This is a genomic window from Porphyromonas vaginalis (genome assembly GCF_958301595.1).
In the GTDB taxonomy this organism is placed as follows: Bacteria; Bacteroidota; Bacteroidia; order Bacteroidales; family Porphyromonadaceae; genus Porphyromonas; species Porphyromonas vaginalis.
Window position 1 is genome coordinate 2,233,699 of the sequence record NZ_CATQJU010000001.1, and the last position, 21,051, is coordinate 2,254,749.

Annotated in this window: 19 protein-coding genes; 4 read left to right on the top strand and 15 right to left on the bottom strand. The window is 51.4% G+C overall.

Features of this window, described 5'->3' with window-relative positions:
- Window positions 1-13: 13 nt before the first annotated feature.
- From Q2J34_RS08690 to Q2J34_RS08700, 3 genes are all read right to left on the bottom strand, one after another.
- On the bottom strand, window positions 14-916 hold the full coding sequence (locus Q2J34_RS08690) for a Ppx/GppA phosphatase family protein (protein WP_300970011.1): 903 nt from the start codon (window positions 914-916) through the stop codon (window positions 14-16).
- The gene (locus tag Q2J34_RS08695; protein WP_300970012.1) at window positions 913-3,012 is read right to left on the bottom strand and encodes an RNA degradosome polyphosphate kinase; all 2,100 of its coding nucleotides are present in this window, start codon (window positions 3,010-3,012) and stop codon (window positions 913-915) included. The genes Q2J34_RS08690 and Q2J34_RS08695 overlap by 4 nt, the downstream gene beginning before the upstream one ends.
- 81 nt (window positions 3,013-3,093) lie before the next feature.
- Window positions 3,094-4,332, bottom strand: a complete 1,239-nt coding sequence (locus tag Q2J34_RS08700) for a nucleotide sugar dehydrogenase (protein WP_298888073.1) — start codon at window positions 4,330-4,332, stop codon at window positions 3,094-3,096.
- A gap of 310 nt (window positions 4,333-4,642) precedes the next feature.
- On the opposite strand from Q2J34_RS08700, the gene Q2J34_RS08705 reads away from it, so the two are divergent.
- The 4 genes from Q2J34_RS08705 to Q2J34_RS08720 all read left to right on the top strand — a co-directional run bounded on the left by Q2J34_RS08705 (window position 4,643) and on the right by Q2J34_RS08720 (window position 7,690).
- The gene (locus Q2J34_RS08705) at window positions 4,643-5,023 is read left to right on the top strand and encodes a transposase (protein WP_300968995.1); all 381 of its coding nucleotides are present in this window, start codon (window positions 4,643-4,645) and stop codon (window positions 5,021-5,023) included.
- Window positions 5,020-6,060 carry an IS3 family transposase gene (locus Q2J34_RS08710; protein ID WP_300970013.1) on the top strand — a complete coding sequence of 347 codons (1,041 nt, stop codon included), beginning with the start codon at window positions 5,020-5,022 and terminating at the stop codon, window positions 6,058-6,060. The genes Q2J34_RS08705 and Q2J34_RS08710 overlap by 4 nt, the downstream gene beginning before the upstream one ends.
- A 153-nt stretch (window positions 6,061-6,213) precedes the next feature.
- Window positions 6,214-7,431 carry an ISL3 family transposase gene (locus tag Q2J34_RS08715; RefSeq protein ID WP_422763822.1) on the top strand — a complete coding sequence of 406 codons (1,218 nt, stop codon included), beginning with the start codon at window positions 6,214-6,216 and terminating at the stop codon, window positions 7,429-7,431.
- A gap of 46 nt (window positions 7,432-7,477) precedes the next feature.
- Entirely contained in the window at window positions 7,478-7,690 is a 213-nt protein-coding gene (locus Q2J34_RS08720; RefSeq protein ID WP_300970014.1) for a hypothetical protein, read from the top strand.
- Between the two features lie 295 nt (window positions 7,691-7,985).
- On the opposite strand, the gene Q2J34_RS08725 is transcribed toward Q2J34_RS08720, so the two are convergent.
- The 12 genes from Q2J34_RS08725 to Q2J34_RS08780 all read right to left on the bottom strand — a co-directional run bounded on the left by Q2J34_RS08725 (window position 7,986) and on the right by Q2J34_RS08780 (window position 20,045).
- Window positions 7,986-8,486, bottom strand: a complete 501-nt coding sequence (locus Q2J34_RS08725) for an OmpH/Skp family outer membrane protein (RefSeq protein WP_298886703.1) — start codon at window positions 8,484-8,486, stop codon at window positions 7,986-7,988.
- A gap of 40 nt (window positions 8,487-8,526) precedes the next feature.
- Window positions 8,527-9,045: an OmpH/Skp family outer membrane protein gene (locus tag Q2J34_RS08730; protein WP_025883252.1), complete on the bottom strand. Its 519-nt coding sequence runs from the start codon at window positions 9,043-9,045 to the stop codon at window positions 8,527-8,529.
- Window positions 9,046-9,142: 97 nt separating this feature from the next.
- On the bottom strand, window positions 9,143-11,860 hold the full coding sequence (locus Q2J34_RS08735) for a BamA/OMP85 family outer membrane protein (RefSeq protein WP_300970015.1): 2,718 nt from the start codon (window positions 11,858-11,860) through the stop codon (window positions 9,143-9,145).
- A gap of 44 nt (window positions 11,861-11,904) precedes the next feature.
- Complete coding sequence (gene uppS / locus Q2J34_RS08740) at window positions 11,905-12,621, bottom strand: polyprenyl diphosphate synthase (protein WP_300970016.1); 717 nt, start codon at window positions 12,619-12,621, stop codon at window positions 11,905-11,907.
- Window positions 12,618-13,352, bottom strand: coding sequence for a hypothetical protein (locus Q2J34_RS08745; protein WP_300970017.1), 735 nt, complete (start codon window positions 13,350-13,352; stop codon window positions 12,618-12,620). Before Q2J34_RS08745 ends, uppS begins: the two co-directional genes overlap by 4 nt.
- Window positions 13,353-13,374: 22 nt before the next feature.
- Window positions 13,375-14,751 carry a DUF6242 domain-containing protein gene (locus Q2J34_RS08750; protein ID WP_300970018.1) on the bottom strand — a complete coding sequence of 459 codons (1,377 nt, stop codon included), beginning with the start codon at window positions 14,749-14,751 and terminating at the stop codon, window positions 13,375-13,377.
- Between the two features lie 144 nt (window positions 14,752-14,895).
- Complete coding sequence (locus Q2J34_RS08755; protein WP_300970019.1) at window positions 14,896-16,011, bottom strand: Mrp/NBP35 family ATP-binding protein; 1,116 nt, start codon at window positions 16,009-16,011, stop codon at window positions 14,896-14,898.
- 30 nt (window positions 16,012-16,041) lie between these two features.
- Window positions 16,042-16,836, bottom strand: coding sequence for a tRNA (guanosine(46)-N7)-methyltransferase TrmB (gene trmB / locus Q2J34_RS08760; protein ID WP_300970020.1), 795 nt, complete (start codon window positions 16,834-16,836; stop codon window positions 16,042-16,044).
- Between the two features lie 25 nt (window positions 16,837-16,861).
- A complete protein-coding gene (locus Q2J34_RS08765) occupies window positions 16,862-17,185 on the bottom strand; it encodes a hypothetical protein (protein ID WP_300970021.1) in 324 nt (107 codons plus the stop codon).
- Between the two features lie 44 nt (window positions 17,186-17,229).
- On the bottom strand, window positions 17,230-18,333 hold the full coding sequence (meaB, locus tag Q2J34_RS08770; protein ID WP_293964078.1) for a methylmalonyl Co-A mutase-associated GTPase MeaB: 1,104 nt from the start codon (window positions 18,331-18,333) through the stop codon (window positions 17,230-17,232).
- Window positions 18,334-18,422: 89 nt separating this feature from the next.
- Entirely contained in the window at window positions 18,423-19,523 is a 1,101-nt protein-coding gene (locus Q2J34_RS08775) for a DUF1573 domain-containing protein (RefSeq protein ID WP_300970022.1), read from the bottom strand.
- A 120-nt stretch (window positions 19,524-19,643) separates the two neighbouring features.
- A complete protein-coding gene (locus Q2J34_RS08780; RefSeq protein ID WP_300970023.1) occupies window positions 19,644-20,045 on the bottom strand; it encodes a DUF1573 domain-containing protein in 402 nt (133 codons plus the stop codon).
- Window positions 20,046-21,051: the final 1,006 nt, after the last annotated feature.

The window sequence follows — 21,051 nt, forward strand, 5'->3', positions numbered from 1 at the left end:
CAAAGATACGAGTTTAGTCCATTATCTTCAGGTAAAGCTGGTCGATGATGCCATCTGCGACACCAATCGTTGGTACGATCACCTGATCCGCATGTAGGGCCGCGACGACTCTGGTGAAAAGCTCACCCGCCGGGACAATCACATCAGAGCGATCGGGCTTTAGATTAAAGCGGGTCATACGCTGTTCATCCGTCAGTGCCGCCAACGTCTCGTAGATCTCTTGCAGCGCCTCAGCAGAGATGAAGCGGGTATCCGGCATGGAGGGGTCTGTCGTGCCGTTGATACGTGCGAGCCGATTGATATTGCCACCCGTACCAACGATGGTCGCAGCTCCGTACTGACTATACAGCTCCGAGAGATACTGGTCAAAAGCCTCGAATGTCGCATCTCGCACTACCCCACTCAGCATACGCACCGTGCCGATGTCAAAGGAGCGTGTGGCGACAGGCTCTCCTCCCACATAGAGATTCAACTCCGTGCTACCGCCCCCCACATCCATAAAGAGGTAGTTACGATCTGTCGTGACGATACGGTGTATCTTGCTTTGCGCCACGAGAGCTGCCTCCTCCTCACCTGAGATCACCTCTATCTGTATACCCGTCTTACGTAGCACCTTGTCCACGATCTCACTAGCATTGCTCGCTTCGCGCATCGCTGAGGTAGCGCAGGCGCGGTAGTGAGCCACGTCGTAGATCTTCATCAGATGCTTGTAGACCTTCATGAGAGAGAGTATATCACGCTGCTTCCTCTTAGATATCTGTCCAGAGATAAAAGCATCTTCGCCCAGTCGGAGTGGCACACGCAGGAGCTGCACCTTGCTGAGCGGTTGATCAGAGAGGTCACTATTGACGCACTTGATGAGGAGCCGCACGGCATTCGAGCCAATGTCGATGGCGGCGAGGTTGAGCTTTCTCATATCTTCGTATCAGTGTCTATGTCTTGCTGTAGGTAGTAAGCGTAGAGGTCGGTCTGCGAGCGGTACCATGGCGTCGGAGCATCCTCACGCCGAGGACGACCGTCGTGACTATTGACGTAGTGTCCCTGCGATACATCTTGCAGTCCGCACGCCACGATGTGATGCAGGTCTCGCTGTATCTCCTTGTCGTAGACAGGAGCCACCACCTCGATACGCCGGTCTAGGTTGCGCTGCATCCAGTCCGCTGAGCCGATGAAGTAAAGCGGATCGTCATTATTGCAAAAGATAAAGATACGCGAGTGCTCCAGATAGCGATCTATGATGCCATAGACGCGAATGTTTTCGCTCACCCCTTTGACACCCGGCACCAGCGAACAGTTACCACGCACCAAGAGGTCAACGTCTACACCCGCCTGAGAGGCTGCGTAGAGACGCTTGATGAGGGCTGGGTCAACGATGTGATTCACCTTGACCATAATGTAGGCAGGCCTGCCAGCGAGCTTGTTTTTGATCTCCCGATTGATCAGAGCGGTAAAGCGACGACGCATATCATTTGGCGAGACTAGCAGCTCCTTAAAGTGGGTGTCTAGGTAAGGCTTCTCGATGTACTTAAAGACATCCGCCACCTCCCTCGCCACACACTTATTGGCGGTCATGAGCATCACATCGGTGTAGACACGGGCTGTGCCCTCGTGCATATTGCCCGTACCGATGCAGGCTATATCTCCATGACGGGTCGTGATATGGACCAACTTGCTGTGTATCTTCAGCGTCTCAGGACCAAAGAGCACATTGATGCCCGCCTCGATCATCTCCTTAGCCCAGGCTATGTTGCTCTCCTCGTCAAAGCGCGCCAGCAGCTCCACGACGACCGTCACCTTCTTGCCATTCTTAGCCGCAGCGATCAGGGCATTGATCACGTTCGAGTCCTTGGCGACACGATAGAGCGTACACTTGATTCCACGCACCTCATCGCTAATAGCTGCCTCACGCAGGAGGCGCAGGAAGCGGTTGAAGCTGTGATAAGGGAAGTGCAAGTGCCGGTCTCGATGTAGCACCTGATCGATCATACTCTCCGTAAAGTCAATGCCATCGCCTAGGATCGGTGTCTGTGGCGGATTGCACAAGTCTTGGCGACCGCATTTGGGGAAGTCCATCAGGTCACGCAGATTGTGGTAACGCCCGCCCGCCACCTTGGCATCGTTACTGTCTAGTCCCGCCTTGCGAAAGATCTTGTTGCGCAGCGAGCCAGGCATATCGGCATCGTAGACCACACGGAGCATCTCACCCTTGCGACGGCGACGCAGACCCTTAGAGACACGCTGTACCACACCCACATCGACATCCTCCTCGCGAATGTCCATCTCCGCATCTTTGGTAAACTTGAAGGTGTAAGCCTCAAAGTCATTACACCGCAAGCCCGCAAAGATATACTTAAGGTTGAAGCGAATCACATCATCGAGGAACATGATGCAGACCCTCCCCTCCTCATCGTCTGCTATGCGGATAAATCGGCCGAACTTCTCTACCGGAGCTTTGATGATGCCGACGCTCTGACGCAGTGGTTTGTCGCTGCCCGGCTCCAGCTCTTTCATCTGCACCGCTAGGTAGATCGACTCCTCTATCTGATCTGCCGAAAAGTCCATCTTGCGCAGCGAGAGCGGATTAGTACTTGCACCCAGCTGCCTAATATAGAAGTCAAAGACCTGCTCCTCCTGTCGAGGCGTCAGCTCCCGCTCGTTGACCACTCGTATGCCCTCCTTAGCGAGATCATCCAGTGCCTGCTGAAAGTTCTCCTCAAAGGTCTCAGCATACTCCTTATTGAGCTTGTAAATCTTGCGTAGCGTCCGCTCCGCTTCTTTACGCTGCGGTGCTGACAGCTCCTCGTCCTCTGCGATACGCCGTAGCGAAGCCACACGCACACGAAAGAACTCGTCCAGGTTGTTTGAGTAGATGCCCAAGAAGTTCAGGCGCTCCATCAGCGGGACATCCTCTCGGGCACTCTCTAGGAGGATGCGCCGATTGAAGGACATCCAGCTTACATCTCGATCTATGTAAGGGAATTTGTTCACTTTGCGTTTTGTTGTTTTGCCCATAAGTTGCGATACAATGGTATTTGGGCAAATGTACCACTTGTATGTTGAGGTTCTGTTAAGAAAGCGTGTATACCCCCCGCTCTAGTCACGGCGGAAGATATCTCGTGTGTAGACCCGCTCAGCGACATCGTCGAGATCCGCATGGTAGCGGTTCGTAATGATCGCCTGAGAGCGAGCCTTAAAGGTCGCTAAGTCGTTCTCCACAAGGCTCCCGAAGAAGGTCGTATGCTGCGCCAGCGTAGGCTCGTAGATAATCACCTTGGCCCCCTTAGCCTTGATGCGCTTCATCACCCCCTGGATTGAAGAGTGGCGGAAGTTGTCACTGTGGCTCTTCATCGTCAGGCGGTAGATGCCGATGACGCACTCACGCTCTTGCGTCGGGTCGTACTGATTCTCCTCCATATAACTATAGTAACCCGCCATCTTGAGGACCTGATCAGCGATGAAGTCCTTGCGCGTACGATTGCTCGCCACGATAGCGCCGATGATGTTTTGCGGCACAGCATCGTAGTTGGCGAGGAGCTGCTTCGTATCCTTAGGCAGGCAGTAGCCTCCATAGCCAAAGGAGGGATTGTTGTAATGGTCACCAATACGGGGATCTAGGCAAACGCCCTCGATGATGCTCTTGCTGTCTAGCTCCTTAAGCTCGGCATAGGTGTCCAGCTCGTTGAAGTAAGAGACCCGCAGCGCTAGATAAGTGTTCGCAAAAAGCTTGACCGCCTCAGCCTCCGTCGTACCCATCAGTAGCACAGGCATATCTTGGCGAATGGCCCCCTCACGTATCAGCTCGGCAAAGCTCTCTGCACGCTCCCGCTGATGCGCACTCTGCTTGTCATAACCCACGATAATGCGCGAAGGGTAAAGATTGTCGTAGAGTGCCTTGCTCTCGCGAAGGAATTCTGGCGCAAAGAGGATGTCGTCGTAGTCCATCATCTCACGCAGGTGAGCCGTATAGCCCACAGGCACCGTCGACTTAATCACAATTGTCGCAGAGGGATTGCAGGCTCGCACGGCAGAGACCACCGCCTCGACGGCAGAGGTGTTGAAGAAGTTCTGTACCGAGTCATAGTTGGTCGGCGTGGCCACCACGACGAAGTCCGCCCCACGATAAGCCTCCTCGGCATCTAGCGTAGTGCGCAGCCGGAGCTGTCGTGTCGCCAGGTACTCCTCGAGGTAATCGTCCTGTATCGGTGACTTACGCTGATTGATTAGGTCTACCCGCTCGGGCAGGACGTCCACGCCCACGACCTCGTGGTGCTGTGCCAGAAGCACCGCCACCGAGAGTCCCACATAGCCCATGCCTGCGACTGCTATCTTCATACGTTGAGAGGTTACATTTTAGTGTCTGGACAAAAATACAACAATTCGTGGATAGCGGCTCATTACTCCCCTATCCGCAATGCCGCAAATCGCTACAGGTCGCATCGTTATTCGTCTTGTCTTGCCACAACGACCACCCTCCCGCTAATCCATCTCTGTGAGTCTCCATCAAGCAGTCGCCCCCTCCGCAACGCTCGCATCGCACTGAGTACGTAACACATACGAGTTCTAAAAAGAGCTCCCCTCTTGGAACTTTTCAGTTTGTCCTCTCCTGAAATAGTACACAGTTGGGAAGCCAACCCCAACAACTATGAAAGAAGAAAAAAGTAACCGAGGACGAAAGGGATATCCCCTAGATTTCAAGTGGAGAGTCATTGATGACCTCCTAGCCACTGGCGAGAGCATCGCCACGACCAGCCAGCGCTACGGCATTACCACACGCACCATTCGAAATTGGTTGCGTACCTTTGGAGTAGAGTTACCCAACCAAAGCAGCAGTAGCACTATGAGCAAGACAAACAAGAACAAAGACGTAGATCCAGAGTACGCAGAACTCAAGCGCGAAAACGCTCGCCTCAAAGCAGCCCTCTTCCAGGCTGAGAGCAAGGCATTAGTCAACAAGACACTACTCGAAGTGGTCTTGAATCGCTACCACATTGATCTAAAAAAAAAGACCGATTTGCAGCCGTGAGACAGCTTGAACACGCCAAAGTGAGAGATCAAAAGCTCTCCATAACCTACCTTTGTCAGCTACTAGAAGTCAGCCGCAAAGGCTACTACAAGCACACCTTCACCGAGCAAGACGAAGATGTCAAAGTAGCCTCCGTCCTACACTATTGCCAGTATGTGCGAAGTAAGCTCCACAGGGCAGGCGTAGACACCCTTCAGCAGTGTGCCAAGGAATACTTCGAAGGAACCTTCCAAGTAGGTCGCGACTGGCTGTACAAAGTCTTAGGAGCCAACGATATGCTGCTGAGAAGTCGCAAGCACAAGCGTCCACCCCAGACGACCAAGGGAGTGGTTAATCACGGCTTCCAAGACCACCTGAACACCACCCCTAAATACATTGCCACTGACCATTGCCGGCTCACCGTCTCAGACATAACCTACGTCAAATGTTTAGGGGGCTTCGCATATCTCTCCCTGACGATGGACGCTTATAGCCGCATCATCACCGGCTTTGACCTGCAGCCCACGCTCTCCACAGAGGGCCCCTACAACGCACTAAGACAGACCGTTGACTTCTACCAGAAGCATGGCTTTGACCTCAAAGGGCTCATCTTCCATAGCGACCGAGGCTGTCAATATGTCTCCAAGCAGATGACCGACTACGAGGCCAGCCTAGGCATCGTAACCAGTGTCACCCAGACAGGCAACCCTCTCCACAACGCTATGGCAGAGCGACTTAACGGGATCATCAAGAACGACTGGCTCTACAACTTCGAGGATAAGCCCATAGATCAAGTTCGAGAGATCCTCTCGCAAACGATTGCTCTCTATAACACAGCGCGTCCTCATCGAGCCATCAACAAGAAGACTCCGATGCAGATGCTCATACCAGATTACCCCAACCCTATAACCACACAACCCTCTAAGAAACAGACATCTAAGAACAATTCACCAAAAGCTCCGAGCCTCAAATCTCCGAGCTCATGCCGCTTAACTCCACACAAAGACCTATCTTTGTGTACCTCCGCAGTAAAAACGACCACAAGTCGTGTACCCTAGCAGGAGCAAAACTAACAAATGAGTACACTCACAGGACTAACAAAAATGGATCATCCGAGATTTTGTGTGATGACCTGATCGTGGGCTAAGAAAGAAGCTGGCTCTATCTTTAGTACCTTTGAAAAAGTTAACCAATACTATTCGTTAGTACTTATGATAGAAACCAGCTTCCTATATCACAGCTTTGGAGTACGAGACGTTGTCAATACTCGTTGCGAGTACAAAGGTAACAAAACAATCATACACGTACGCTCCACACGTCCGCTTTGTTATTGCCCCCATTGCCACTCCTACACCTTGCTCAAAAATGGAACAAGAATGCGACAGATACAAACCTTACCTATTGGCTCCCGCCGTTGCTATCTCAAGCTGACGAACCAACGCTATAAATGCACCTCTTGCCATTGGGATGGCTGGCAAAAGATTCCTGGAGTATTGAAAGGCAAGTCCTATACTTATAGATTTGCGCAGCATGTCATTGACTTACTTAGAATGGGAACGATTAAGGCTGTTGCGAACCATCTAGGTGTCGGCTGGGATCTAATCAAAAGCATCCATAAAGACTACCTAAACAAGCGATACAAAAGCCCCAAATTAAAAGGACTCAAACGCATCGGCATAGATGAATTTGCTGTTAGAAAAGGACACATTTACGAAACCATTGTCGTAGACCACGACACGGGACGGATTGTTTATAGTCATCCAGGTAAAGACAAAGAAGCCCTAACCCCTTTTTGGGAAATGCTCAAACGTAGAAAGATAACGCTTGAAGCAGTCAGCTGCGATCTTTCCCCAGCCTATATAAGCGCAGTGATGGCGTATCAACCGAAAGCTCAGATAGTCTTAGACCACTTTCATATTATGAAGTTGATGAATCAGAAGATCGATGCTCTTCGCAAAGACCTATATAGAGAGGAGACAGATCTCAATAAGCGTAAGGTTATCAAAGGAGTTAGGTATTTACTTCTAGCAAATGGAGCAGACGTAATGGATGCGCTTCATCGCACAAGGTTAGAGAATGTGCTGGCTATGAACAAGCCTCTAGCTATAGCATACTACCTCAAAGAAGATCTTAGACTATTCTGGCAGCAGACCTCAAAAGAAAAGGCTGAGTCGTTTTTGAAGAAGTGGCTCGAACAAGCAGACGATTCGGGTGTTAGGCATGTCAAACAAATAGCTAAAACTATCCGGCTCTATCAATGGGGCATTCTAAATTGGTATGATCACCCCATTTCCAATGGGGTGGTCGAAGGAATCAATAACAAGATCAAAGTCCTCAAAAGGATTGCCTACGGATACAGAGATATGGACTACTTTCAACTAAGACTTTTTGCTCTCCACGATCAGGTCATCACACAGAATCTCGGATGAACCACAAAAATGACCCGAGTACCATCTCAGTAATACCTTCCCAACTGTGTACTTTTTTCAGGAAGAGGACAGTTCCAAAGGAGGAACTTTTCGGTTCTCAGGTAGGAGCTCAAGATTTCCAACGGTGGAAAAGAAAATTTCCAACGCTGGAAAAGAAAATTTCCAACGCTGGAAAAGAAAATTTCCAACGCTGGAAAGAAAGTTTTCCTCCCTTGGAAATTTATTTTTCCAAGGCTGGAAAGTTTTTGGAAACTTGTAGGAGAGACTCATCGTTTGACGAAATAAGACGAGCCACCCTGTGTGGGGTGGCTCGGATATGTCTAGCGGGAGTAGCTACACGTCGGCTTAGGTCGGCAGGTTGAGCTTGCTCGCGATCTGATTTGCGAAGTCAAGGCGATCACAAGCAGGGAGTGTTGACTTTTGCAACAGTCTCAAGTAGTGTGAAGACGGAAAAAGCCCCACGTCTGACGAGCAGAGCGTGGGGCTTCTGATAGTTGCAGCTTGACGAGACTATTACTTAGTTTGTAGTCTCTCTAGGCTGGTCGGTTGGTATGCTAGATGCCTAGCTGCTTCTTGACCTGCGCCGTGATATCAACAGCTGAGGGAGCCATATAGAGCATTATCGAGGCCTCCATGACATAGGTGTAGCCACCAGCGTCGCCTACCTTCTTGATTGCCTCTACAATCTTCTGCTGGATAGGTGCCATGAGGGTAGCCTGCTGCTTCTCCATATCTTGCTGCATAGCTTGATAAGAGCGCTGGATGCGGTTTTGCAGATCAGCTAGCTCCTGCTCGCGACTCTTGAGGAGAGCGTCAGAGAGTCCCTCCTTGTCCTTCATATAGAGCTCGAGCTTCTTCTGATACTCGTCGTTCATCGTCTGCATCTCTGCCGTGTACTTTTTGTCTAGCTCTTGGAGACGATCCTGAGCGACCTTCATATCAGGCATAGCGGTGAGGAGCTCCTGAGAGTTGACGACTGCTATCTTCTGCTGAGCCGTAGCTACGACAGGTAGCAAGAGTAGGAGTAGGGTTAGAAACAGATTCTTTGTCTTCATTGTTCTGTATTTAAGTTATTGATAATGCGTATGTATAGGGTTAGCGCTTGCGCCCATAGCCTAGCTTCTCTAGGACCTGATCGCTGATGTCGATAGATGGATTGGCAAAGACGATGCCTGCCGTAGAGCGGTCGAGGACTAGCTGGAATCCGCTCTGCGAAGCGATCTCCTTGATTGCTTGCCATATCTCGTCCTGTAGCGGCTTAACCATCTTAGAGCGACGCTCGAAGAGCTCACCCTCGGGACCGAAGTACTTGCCCTGTAGCTCGGTGGCCTGCTGCTCGGTCTTGACAATTTCCTCCTCACGCTGACGCTTTTGCTCGGCTGTGAGGAAGACGAGGTCGCTCTGATACTTCTTATAGAGCGTCTCAGCCTTGTCTTGGAGTGTCTTGACTTCCTGTTGCCAACGCTTAGAGACGGTCTCGAGCTGCTCATTCATCATCTCATAGTTGGGGATGTTCTTGAGGATATACTGCATATCCACAAGCGCAAACTTCTGTGCTGATGCTCCCAGTGTAAGAGCTAGGAGGAGTGTGAGGAGATATAGATGCTTTCTCATAATATAGATGTTTAGAAGGTCTGTACTAGTGTATATAGATGGCTTGGGTACTTGTTTGTTTAAGTGGAGCAAGCCTCGTACTCATACGCTAAGGAGACTAAAACTCCTGACCCATGACGATGTGGATGTTGCTGCCGCCTCGCTGTGAGGAGCCGTCAGGCTTGTCAAAGCCATAGCCCCAGTCGAGTCCGAGCATGCCAAGGAAAGGTAGCGTGATACGGAAGCCAACACCAGCCGAGCGCTTGAGATTGAAGGCGTTGAAGTTGCTGATGTCTCGCCACGCATTACCTGCCTCGAGGAAGGCGACGGCCCATACATTGTATTGACCCTCAAAGAGTATGGGCACATGTAGCTCAGCCATCATACGCATATAGGCATAGGCGTAGTCATAGTTGCCACCAGCGATCGATCCGTTGCTATATCCACGTAGCGGGATGGTCTCGTTGAGGAAGTTGCCTACATAGCCGCTCATGTTGTCTCCACCCATGTAGTAAGTGCCAAAGGGAGAACGCTTAAACGGTGTGTAGTGTCCGATGAAGCCTGCGTCTAGACGCGTCATGAGTACGGGCGTATACTTCACAGTGACAGGGTTCATGAGCGGGGTGAAGACCTTGCCCGAGAACTTCCACTTGTGGTACTCTACAAAGCGGTATCGATCCTCTGACTTGAGGTTAATGTTGGAGTAGTCGATGCCGTCCCAAAGGGAGTATGGAGGCGTGGCACTGACTGACAGCGTAAAGGAGGAGCCACGACGGGTGTAGATCGGATTGTCGATTGAGTTACGCGAGAGTGCCAGCGTGAGGCTTATGTCGTTAGCATGCCCATTGTGAAAGCCCTGGAAGGTCTCATAGACCCAATCACGGAGGTAGTAGTGGGTATAGTTGAGCGTAGCATTGACGTTAAACCAGTTGTCAGGCCAGTTGAGTCGCTTACCGAAGCCGACCGTGGCGCCGAAGATGTGCATGGACTGGTTGGGGTTGTAGGAGTTTTCCATCAGCGACTGCCTATAACCACCATCGTATCCATAGCCACCATAACCGCCATAACCACCATAACCGTAACCACCATAGCCGCCGTATCCGCCATAGTAACCTGGGTAGTAACCCATACCCTGCGTACGATTATTATAGTAGCGAGTATCGATAGCGGTCTGCATGGAGTAGAAGAGCGATGCCGTAAAGAAGTTCGGACGCTTGCCACCAAACCAGGGATCGGAGAATTGTAAGCTAAACGAGTGATAGTAGCGACCATTACTCATTGCATTGAGAGAGAGGGTCTGGCCATCGCCCTGCGGTATGAGACCACGGTACGCCTTCGGGTGAAAGAGGTTGTAGATCGAGAAGTTGGTAAAGTTGATACCAGCACGCCCGATGATACCAGCCTGAGACCAACCAAAGGAGAGCTCAAACTTGTCATTGTTTCTGCGCTGCAGCGAGTACTCTATATCTACGGTACCCTCCTGAGGGTTGGGGATTGGCGTGGGGAAGCTCTTCTCTGGATCAAAGTGCCCGAGCTGGTTAAGCGTCATCCAGGAGTTCATCATATCCTCCTTGCTAAAGAGCTTGCCAGGCTTCGTAAAGAGCTCGCGACGAATCACCTCCTCGTAGATGTCGTGGTTACCACGTATGATCACCTTGTCGATAGTAGCCTGTGGCCCCTCGACAATGCGTAGGTCAAGCGAGACGGAGTCGCCCTCGACGTATGTCTCTACGGGATCTATGCCTGAGAAGATATATCCATTGTTGTAGTAGAGGTTGGCGACAGCATCGTCCTCGACATAGAGACGCTTCGTAAGGCGATCCTGATCATACACATCTCCATGCTGCATGCCGAGCATAGCCTCTAGGAGTGGCGTGGGGAACTTCGTATTGCCCACGAAGTTGATATCCTTGATATAGTAGCGGTGCCCCTCGGAGATGTTGATGAAGATGTCGATCTGCTTGTCGTTTTTCGGATTTCGAGCGATAGAGTCTGACAGGATCTCTGCATCACGATAGCCCGCCTTATGATAAGCATTTAGGATGTTGTGCAGATCCTCACGATAGACATCTTGGATGAATTTCTTGCTTTGGAAGAGCTCTAAGAGGGAGTTCCACAGATTGCCACGATTGAGTCGGAAGGTCTCGTTCGTCTTCTTCATCGCCTTGCGCAGATCTGTATCAGAGAGAGCTTTATTGCCTGAGAAGTAGATGTTAGCGATCTTCGTCTTGTACTTCTTATCGACCGTGATGCCGAGCTTGACATAGCCCTCACGAGATAGGTCAGGCTGCTGATCGAAGGTGACCTCCATCTCGCTATACCCCTTCTCATTGTAGTACTTCTGTATCAGTTGCTCCGTGCGATCTAGCACATTGGGCGAGAGCTGCATACTCTCTCGTAGACCTGTTTTGGTCTGCAGGTCTTCCTGCTCCGACTTCTTGATGTTGTGGAAGGTCACCGAAGCGATACGAGGATGCTGCTCCAGCTGCACCTCTAGCCAGACCTTGTCTCCTACATACTTAGTCACCAGCACACGTGCATTGGCAAAGGTGCCATTGCGTGTGAACTGCTGCACTACAGCCGTCGTAGCAGCTCCTGGTATCTCTATGCGCTCCCCTACCTTGAGACCTGTATAGCCTAGCAAGACCTCCTGATCATATCCTTGTGCACCCGTTATGGTCACACCCGCGATGGTCTTGGTGACGGGACGAGCGTAGTCGATCTGAGGCGCATAGATCGTATCGGCAGGAGTAGTAGCAACTTGTGCGCTCACAGAGGTGACTGTGAGGAGTGCTATAAGTGCGAAGAGTATGTTGTGATATCGTTGCATTGTCATCGTTAAGAGATCAGATGGGGTCTGTGATATATGGGTCTGTGTTTTTACTGAAGCACCTTGCCAAAGCGTCTCTGGCGTGAAGCATAGTCTGCCAGTGCCTTGTCAAGCTCAGCCTCATCAAAGTCGGGCCATAATGTATCTGTGAAGTAAAGCTCTGTGTAAGCAGATTGTAATAAGAGGAAGTTCGAGAGCCTCTGCTCTCCACCTGTGCGAATGAGCAGGTCGGGCATCGGCATGCCACTGGTGTATAGGTAGTCATTGATCAGCTCGGGACGAGCCAGATCGTCGCTACTGAGTCGTCTGGACTGTACATCCGCAACGATATGTCGTATCGCATGGCTAACCTCTGTATAGGAGGAGTAGCTGAGCGCGATGCATAGGGTGATACGCTGACCACCCTTCGTCTGCTCCATAGAGTCTCTAAGCTGCGCGGCTGTCTCGGCGGGCAACTGGTCTATATCTCCAATAGCTCGTAGTCTCACGCCCTCCTTGATGAAGCGTGGCGTGTACTCGTGGAGTCCCTTGGCGAGGAGCTGCATGATATAGCTCACCTCGGGCTCTGGGCGACTCCAGTTTTCGGTACTGAAGGCGTAAACTGTCAGATACGGGATGCCTCTATCTGCTACGGCTGAGAGAGTCCGCTCTAGCACATCGGTACCCTGCTTGTGTCCGTAACTGCGAGACAAGCCTTTGCGCTGCGCCCAGCGACCATTACCATCCATGATGATGGCTATATGCTGTGGTGTCTGTTCTTTCATCATTTAGGTGTCTGCCAATTAGGGTAGCTATCCGATCCGTGACAGGGTTCGCTACGTTTGCCAAATTCATAGGTGATACTCACGATCAAGCCTATCGTAGCATCGCCCCCCTTGATCCAGTCCACCGGCATCCCGTAGGGGTTGTTGAGCCAGCCCGTCTGCTCTGTGGGGGTGTCCAGATGAGAACTAATGTAATAGATGCCCTGCAGTGCGGCGATCAGGTTAAGTCGATTGCGGAGCTTGTACTTGATGCCTGTCTTGATGCCTGCGCCTGGCAGGAAAGCCATCTTATGCGCCGCTAAGGTCGTGCCGACACTAAGACCAGCTCCTATATAAGGTACCAAAGAGCGGGTCTGCAGGTAGCGAAACTTGTCACTATAATGAGCAAAGTTGTACTCCACCCAGCCATTCAGAGCCAGCAGATGAGAGGCTCCACGGGTAGCTTGATCAGCCACTCTAGCCTGCGGATAGTCTGTCTGCGCATAGCGACAGTCGAAAGGGAGGAAGCTGTATCCGAGTTCGCCCGAAAAGGCCAGTCTGAAGTTGTGATTGTAGCGAAAGACTACCCCTCCCGTTCCTCCTATCGGCACAAAAGGAATACGTCTATTGGCATCTCCTAGATAAGACGCCGCCCCCACAGATCCGCCCATCTCATAGCGATACTCCTGTGCCGTCAGTGAGACAGCACAGAGCATCAAGAGGAGAGAAGCCAGAAGGCAGGAGCGGGTCGGCATAAGTCTACGAGGGTATACTTACTTAAAGTTTAAAGCGTATAGGTTGCCCGATCCAAAGCGTAGGCGTACCGCCCTTGATCCCTCCGAAGAGGTAAATGCGTCCATCATCGCCACGGTAGAGTGCTAAGCCTTGCTGATGCTTCTGTCCCTTCTCATAGTAGAGCGATGGAAGTATAGACTCTTCCGTCAGCTGCTGCCACATAGCGCCGTAGTTGAGAGATACGTAAGCACGCATAGCGGGTTGCTCAGCTTGCTTAGGACGAGCCGCCGGCTTGACAAGCAGTATAGTGTGGTCTTGAGGCTCATAGACCATCGCTCCAGATAGGTCGCTCGGCCAGATCTTGCTCACGACACCAGCATCGTGCGGTGTGAGCCAGTCAAGGCCATTGGAGGTGCTGTAGGCAAGTGCCGTCGTATCAGCGACAGAGCCACCGACTAGAAGTGCTACTGGATGATGCTCTACAATAAACGAGAGACGGGCATTCTGCTCTAGAGGGAAAGCCGCTGGGACTCGTATGCCTCCCTCACTATTGAAGTGTACCCCATCAGCAGACTTCACAGCTACGAGAGGCTTATTCTCCCCTCTATGGTATAGATTGCCCAAGAGATAGGAAGCTCTACCTGGCAGGGCATTGCTCTGCGCCCAGTCTCCCCCATTCGCGTGGTCGTAGCAAGCCTGCTGACCGCTCTCCTGTAGACAGAGGATCGCATCACGGCCGCCCTGCTCCACGATGTCTACGATGGGTGAGTCGAGCGCATTAGGTATTGTCACCTCTTGCCATAGTTCTGGCTCCTTGTGTGAGGCACGCCACAGATGTCTCTCGCTGGTAGTACGTGTGAAGTAGTAGTAAGCCTCGCCATTGTCCACGAGACGACTCAACACAATGTCCTCATTCGTGGCAGAAGCCGGCGCTGGGTGTGCAGACTTCGTCCAGGTGTGGGTGTATGGATCACGATCGTAGATGTTTATCTTGAGCTTATACTCCTTAGTCAGGGACGCGTTTTTACGATGCTGCATGACGATGCGAACTCCCTCAGCATGCTTGGACATATTGACCGTGTCTAGTCCTGACATAGAGGGTTGCTCGACACCTCCTATGTACACCTTAGGGAGCGCATCAGGCGAGGCTACAATCTTCAGCTTGACCGTCCCGATTTTAGTTCCCTTAGGTAGCGGGCGAGCGTTGTATATCAGTCCTTTGCGATGATCTATGGAGAAGAGTGTCTTCTCCAGCTCAGGGACAGACTTGTCACTCATCTTGAGTTCTGAGATCAGTACGCTCTCTATCCGAACATCCTCGACAATCGACTTGCGCTGGCAGCTAGGTAAGCTGATCAGCGGTAGCAAAGCTACAGCGAGGAGTAGGTATCTATGGAGTGATTGTATAGTACGAGTCATATAGAATTGTTGATATGAAGACAAAGATACTACTTCCCACGAAAATAGAGGTCAGACTTTAGAAGTGAGAGGTTAGAGAGACCACACGCCAAAGGATACGAGAAGAGGTCTAACTTCGAATCTCTAACTTCTATTCTCTAAAGTCTAGTGCGACACATGCACCCGCTTGGTGGCGGGAGCCATCGTCAGTCTTTCCTGCACGCGCTCGGTTACTGCCGTGGCTAACTCAGCGAAGTAGTGGCTCATCACCTGGTCACTCTGCGCAGCTATAGGCTCTCCGGCATCGCCAGCCTCGCAGACACTCTGCACGAGCGGGAGCTGACCCAGGAGCGGGATGTTAAACTGCTCAGCCAGTCGCTTACCACCGTCACGACCGAAGATGTAGTACTTATTGTCGGGTAGCTCGGCTGGCGTAAACCAAGACATATTCTCCACCAAACCGAGGATAGGCACATTAACCAGGTCGGTCTGGAAGAGATTGATCCCCTTCATCGCATCGACGAGAGCCACCTCTTGCGGTGTGGTCACCACGATAGCCCCCGTGAGCGGTAGCGTCTGGACTAGCGTCAGAGCTATATCTCCCGTCCCAGGAGGCATATCGATGAGTAAGTAGTCCAGCTCTCCCCAGTGTCCCTCTGTGAGGAGCTGCTTGAGCGCATTCGAAGCCATCGTGCCACGCCATAGGAGCGCTTGGTCAGGACGTACGAAGAAGCCGATCGAGAGCATCTTGATACCCTCTGACACAACAATGGGTGCGATACGGTCCTTGCCGTCTACCTCCTCAGCGACAGGACGGGCATCCTCACAGTGAAACATCTTCGGCATCGACGGCCCATAAATATCGGCATCGAGGAGCCCTACTTTGTAGCCTTGGCGAGCCAAAGCCACGGCGAGGTTGCTCGTGACAGTGCTCTTGCCGACGCCTCCCTTGCCACTGAAGATAGCGATCGTATTAGAGACCATCGGGAGCGGGTTCTCCACCTCAGGCTGCTCAGGCTCCTCTCTAAAGGTTGCCTTGATACGCCCCGCCACATCTGCCTCTGCATCGAGGAAGGTGAGGATGGCGGTCTCAGCCGCTTTGACCACGGAGCGAGCAAAGGGGTCTCGCACACGGGGGAAGTGTAGCGTCAGAGAGATCCGTCGTCCCTCTATCTGTATGTCGTCAGTCACGATGCCAGAAGAGACAATGTCCGTACCCGTACCTGGGTAACGCACATTGCGTAGCGCATCGAGGACCTGCTCGGTTGTATAGCTATTCATATCTTGTTTCTGTTTTTTTGGTCTAAGCTTTTATTCCTCCTGGGCAAAGGCTTGCTCCACTTGGTGCAAGAGACCTCCAGGTACTTGCGACCAACTGGTATAGTCGTCATGCTCCGGTTCACGCTCGGGCTCTAGCCATTGCTCGCGCATAGGCAGAGCAAAGCGAATATACTTGATTATCTTACCTCTGCCCAACCACTGCTTCTCGTAATGGGTCAGAACGCGCGGTATGCCATACTGTGTCAGCACCTGCTCCTCTTGGTATAGATCAGGCAGTGCCACTAGAGGCTGTATATCATTCACCTCTAGCAGACTCAGCGTGTACTCATAGAGGAAGGTGCTATCCGTCTTAAGATGCACCACTCCGTCGGGCTTGAGATAGCGATTGTAACTAGTAAAAAAGGCCGAAGAGAGAAGTCTAGCGCGTGTCCGCTTCATCTGCGGATCGGGAAAGGTGATCCACAGTTCGCTCACCTCCCCAGGAGCAAAGGCTAGCGGTAGCAGATTGATGTCGGTCCGTAGGAAAGCAGCGTTAGAGAGACCTTTGTCCAACGCCTCCGTGGCACCATGCCACATACGCGCTCCCTTGCGGTCCACTCCGATATAGTTGTGGGTGACATCTTGCTGAGCCAGTGCGACCGTGTACTCGCCTCGCCCGCAGCCCAACTCTAAGATGAGCGGGCGATCCTCGTCAAAGGCTCGCTCGCACCACCCTCCAGCTATTTGTCCTGCCACCTCTGGGGAGGAAAGCTCTGCATAGCCATACTCATACACATTGGGATAGCTATGCAGATCGGCAAATTTCTCCAGTTTACGTCTAGCCATAGGCGTACCTCAGTATCGATTACGTCTACTCCTCATCAGTATCGATTACGTCGACTAGCCCCTCCTCGGCATAGTAGTCGTAGAGCGTGGAGATCAGGTCATACGCATTATCTTCGTGCATCTTGACACCCACATCTTCGCTCAGACGACCAGAGACAAAGCTAGCCATCTCATCTATATCGAGATAACCCTCCTCATCATCTACCCCCTCGGAGTACTCGTCACAGAGATCCATGACGTAGAGAAAGATCTCGTCATCATCATACTCCTTGACAAAGGAGGGATCTAGATGGTTGCGCAGATACTGGATCGCATTGCGATCGAGCTGCTCAAAGTCTATGTCTGCCATGATACTATATATTGTATAGGTTATAAGTCTGCGACTGGCTTACATCACTTCAGCGACTTGTAGAAAGCCTCTAAGAGTCGTCCCGCCCCCACAAAGGGTGTGATACGATTCTCCAGGACCTCGTGCTCTATCGTCTCTTGAAGCTGCTTGACCTGCTCATTGTCGTAGAAGGAGCGACGCAACTCCTCGTTGACCGTCTCATACATCCACCACTTCTCCTGGCGACGACGATTATAGTCAAAGTAGCCACTCTCCTTACTCGTTTGGCGATACTCATCGATCATGTCAAAGATCTCCTTGATGCCTATCCCCTTCAGACCTGAGTAGGTCATAACCTTCGGCTCCCAGCCCGACTCGGTAGCGGGAAAGAGCTGGAGCGCGTTGCGAAAGTGCTGCGCCGCAAGACGAGCCTTATCTACATTGTCACCATCAGCCTTGTTGATGATAATCCCGTCAGCCATCTCCATGATACCGCGCTTGATGCCTTGTAGCTCATCGCCGGTACCAGCTAGCTGGATCAGGAGGAAGAAGTCGACCATCGAGTGCACAGCCGTCTCACTCTGCCCTACGCCCACCGTCTCGACAAAGACCGTATCAAAGCCCGCAGCCTCACAGAGGATAATGGTCTCACGCGTCTTGCGCGCCACACCACCTAGCGAAGAGCTACTAGCACTCGGACGGATGAAGGCACGCTCCTCACGAGAGAGCCGCTCCATACGAGTTTTGTCGCCTAGTATACTCCCCTTAGAGATCTCACTACTGGGGTCGATCGCCAACACAGCCAGCTTGTGCCCCTGCTTAATGAGGTGCATGCCGAAAGCATCGATCGATGTACTCTTACCCGCTCCAGGCACGCCAGTGATACCGACACGCATCGACTGCCCACTGTAAGGTAGGCACCCCTCCAGTATCTGCTGCGCCTTGAGCTGATGGTCATGACGTGTACTCTCGACCAGCGTCACGGCACGAGCCAGGAAAGTGCGATTGCCCGCTAAGATCTCCTTGATATAACGCTCCGCCGAGTAGTCCTCACGCTGCACCCGTTGTTGGCGCAGATAAGGATTGACCATAGGCTGAGCAGAGACACCTTTATTCACCTTGAGACCCGCATACTGAGGGTCATTTTCAGGATGATCATTCGTGAGCATATCGGGGAGATTAGAGGTTAGAGATTAGAGATCAGAAATTAGAGGTCAGAGGTTAGTAGTAACTTTAGCTAACAGCCAACAGCCAACATCTACCGCTTAGGTATGACGATCAAGACATTGCGTAGCGGAGCGTTCGGATCATTCAGCAACAAGTCAAAGTTTGCCTTAAGTGCCCCACGAGAGCGATCAGCTCCCTCTAGATTCAGGCGATAACGTATATCGAAGCTCTCGCCAGGAGCAATCGTCTCAGGATAGTCTAAGATGGTCAGGAAAGCTGTATTGCTCTCTGCAGAGTAGACATGCATCGGAGCTTTGCCATCATTTTTCAGAGTGACTGCTCCCTCATACACCGTCTCTTCTGGAGCTAAGTCCGTAAGACGCTGATAGGTCTTTAAGTCCGCAAGCGGTGCTGCTGCCCCCTTGTCAAAGTGCGGGGGCATCACAAGACGTACCATCACCCCACCAGAGAGATCAGGCTCACCATCCTGCGTTCGTACAGTGATGCCTATCCACCCTTTGTGAATGCCCGGAGCCACCGATCCATCAGTACGCGCCGTCAGGAAGATCTCCTCAGGCTCATAAGCTGCCAGTGTGGCTTGGCTTATACTACTAGATAGAAAGCTGGGTAGCGTATCCAGAGACACCACTAGAGGCCTACTCGTCGGATTATTGAGCATCAGACGGATCGTGTTCTCTTCGCCTGCTGGTTGCAATGGAAAGTCTAGAAAGAGGTTGCTCACCTGTAGTGCGCCAATCTCTTGCTGGTAGCGTGCATTCGTTGGGATCGGTCTGCCCAGTGTAGCTACGTTTCCCTTGATCGTCAGCTTGATAGGCTTACTCGGATCTACAGAGGTGTAGACACGCGTATACTTAACGAAAGAGCCTGGACGATTTAGCGGATTATAGGTGATCAAGATAGGTATCGAATCACCAGGAGCTACAGCCGTACGATCGTAAGTAGGTGTCGTACAGCCACAATCCGTATTAACACGCAGTATGACCATCTGCTGGTCAGAGACGTTGTGCAGGGTGAAGCTGTGAGACACCGTGCCCCGCTCCTCAGCAATCGTACCGAAGTTGTGTATTGCTGAGAGAGAGTCGATCATCTCTGCCGGCCGTTGCGCACGCACTACCCCTAGAGTAGCCGTGAGAGAGAGCAGGAGAGCTAACAATCTTCTTGTTGTAGCCATAACGATCTATCTTAGTTTGCTTGAGGCACGCTCCTCCACCCCATCGTCTTCGTCATGAAGGCTGTGGGGCTGTAGCGTATGTCGCCTCAAGTGACTATAAGACTTATCTCAGTAGTACGACTACTCGACCACGCCCTTGATGCGTAGTATGTAGCTACCATCCTTACCATTGCTATAGATAGAGATGGTCTTGACAAATTGCCCAGGGCGTCCTGCTGGATTGTAGGTCACCTTAACCGTTGTAGTCTTGCCCGGAGCGATAGGAGCTGTCTCGAACTCAGGCTTCGTGCAGCCACAAGAGGCTACGACACGAGTGAGGACGAGCGGAGCATTACCTGTATTCTTGATCGTGAAGGTATGGCTCACAGGGCCGTCTACCTCCTTGATAGAGCCAAAGTCAAACTCCGTCTCCGTAGCTGTAATCTGGGCACCAGACTGCTTGCTTGTGGTCTGCTTATTCTGAGCGCCAGCTAGCGTAGCACAGAGTAGTAGGATCGTTGTAAGGATTGCAATGCGTTTCATAACTTTGTTGTTTAAGATTATGTCCATAGTTAGTGTATTAAGCACGGGGGAATAGCTACACCACACAGAGCTCGCTCGCTCCATACGGATAGTCCCTCTGCTCTGCAAATGTACTCTTTTTTAGTCATACAAAGGCTATACCACGCCACAATTCACCATTTCAGCACGCTAAAGTGAGACTGTTGCAAAAGTCAACAGTCTCACAATCTTGCTTGCAAGATTGTCTAGACTTTGCAGAAAGGATGAAGCGCAAGGCGCTGAGGGTGAGGTCTGAAGGGAGCATACCTCCGTATGTGACCGAAGCCGAATCCCGAAAGCAACACAGCGATTCGCCTTTATGCAACAGTCTCAAAGTGTCTATCACGAGCGGAGTGACAACCCCTCAAGAAGCTAGCAGACATCGGCGAAGATCAGAAGCATCGAAAGAAATCAGACTCCATTGACGCTCTCCACCTTTCCCTAATTGATCGAAGGCAACGCTCCCCCATCTCTGCGATCCAATCTACTCCCCACGTGGATATCCTCAAATTTCCACGTAGGAATTTCCAAATCCCTTGGGAGGGACGAAATAAAACTTCGTGGCAGGGCCGACGCCTTATATACTATGAGCTCATCTACCGCCCTACTTCTCGTTTGTCGTCGTGTGTAGCTCCTGACTGAGCGACTATGATGCGTCAGCCCTGTTTGGGTAAATTCGACGCCCGCTCGTTACAATAATTTAGAACTGGCTACATATCGATACTGCGCAGTGTCGGGAAAAACTGATTTCCACCTGGATATTTCGAAATATCCACGTGGAGAATAAAAAATTCTTCGGAGGAATCAAATGAAACTTCGGAGGAATGAAATGAAACTTCGGAAGAAATGATTCGCCCCCACGTGGAAAATAAAAAATATCCACGTGGAGATTTGAGATTTTCCAAGTGGATATTCGAGAAAGGAGGGAATCGGACGAATTTTCCCGTAAAGATATGTAAATGGAGATTAGAGGTTAGAAGTTAGATAT

What these genes read in the sequence shown, in the direction of transcription:
- uppS (WP_300970016.1), bottom strand. Translation starts at nt 12,621, where the DNA reads ATGATGAAAGAACAGACACCACAGCATATAGCCATCATCATGGATGGT.
- Q2J34_RS08730 (WP_025883252.1), bottom strand. Translation starts at nt 9,045, where the DNA reads ATGAGAAAGCATCTATATCTCCTCACACTCCTCCTAGCTCTTACACTG.
- Q2J34_RS08745 (WP_300970017.1), bottom strand. Translation starts at nt 13,352, where the DNA reads ATGCCGACCCGCTCCTGCCTTCTGGCTTCTCTCCTCTTGATGCTCTGT.
- Q2J34_RS08755 (WP_300970019.1), bottom strand. Translation starts at nt 16,011, where the DNA reads ATGAATAGCTATACAACCGAGCAGGTCCTCGATGCGCTACGCAATGTG.
- Q2J34_RS08695 (WP_300970012.1), bottom strand. Translation starts at nt 3,012, where the DNA reads ATGGGCAAAACAACAAAACGCAAAGTGAACAAATTCCCTTACATAGAT.
- Q2J34_RS08735 (WP_300970015.1), bottom strand. Translation starts at nt 11,860, where the DNA reads ATGACAATGCAACGATATCACAACATACTCTTCGCACTTATAGCACTC.
- trmB (WP_300970020.1), bottom strand. Translation starts at nt 16,836, where the DNA reads ATGGCTAGACGTAAACTGGAGAAATTTGCCGATCTGCATAGCTATCCC.
- meaB (WP_293964078.1), bottom strand. Translation starts at nt 18,333, where the DNA reads ATGCTCACGAATGATCATCCTGAAAATGACCCTCAGTATGCGGGTCTC.
- Q2J34_RS08780 (WP_300970023.1), bottom strand. Translation starts at nt 20,045, where the DNA reads ATGAAACGCATTGCAATCCTTACAACGATCCTACTACTCTGTGCTACG.
- Q2J34_RS08725 (WP_298886703.1), bottom strand. Translation starts at nt 8,486, where the DNA reads ATGAAGACAAAGAATCTGTTTCTAACCCTACTCCTACTCTTGCTACCT.
- Q2J34_RS08765 (WP_300970021.1), bottom strand. Translation starts at nt 17,185, where the DNA reads ATGGCAGACATAGACTTTGAGCAGCTCGATCGCAATGCGATCCAGTAT.
- Q2J34_RS08715 (WP_422763822.1), top strand. Translation starts at nt 6,214, where the DNA reads ATGATAGAAACCAGCTTCCTATATCACAGCTTTGGAGTACGAGACGTT.
- Q2J34_RS08690 (WP_300970011.1), bottom strand. Translation starts at nt 916, where the DNA reads ATGAGAAAGCTCAACCTCGCCGCCATCGACATTGGCTCGAATGCCGTG.
- Q2J34_RS08775 (WP_300970022.1), bottom strand. Translation starts at nt 19,523, where the DNA reads ATGGCTACAACAAGAAGATTGTTAGCTCTCCTGCTCTCTCTCACGGCT.
- Q2J34_RS08750 (WP_300970018.1), bottom strand. Translation starts at nt 14,751, where the DNA reads ATGACTCGTACTATACAATCACTCCATAGATACCTACTCCTCGCTGTA.
- Q2J34_RS08705 (WP_300968995.1), top strand. Translation starts at nt 4,643, where the DNA reads ATGAAAGAAGAAAAAAGTAACCGAGGACGAAAGGGATATCCCCTAGAT.
- Q2J34_RS08700 (WP_298888073.1), bottom strand. Translation starts at nt 4,332, where the DNA reads ATGAAGATAGCAGTCGCAGGCATGGGCTATGTGGGACTCTCGGTGGCG.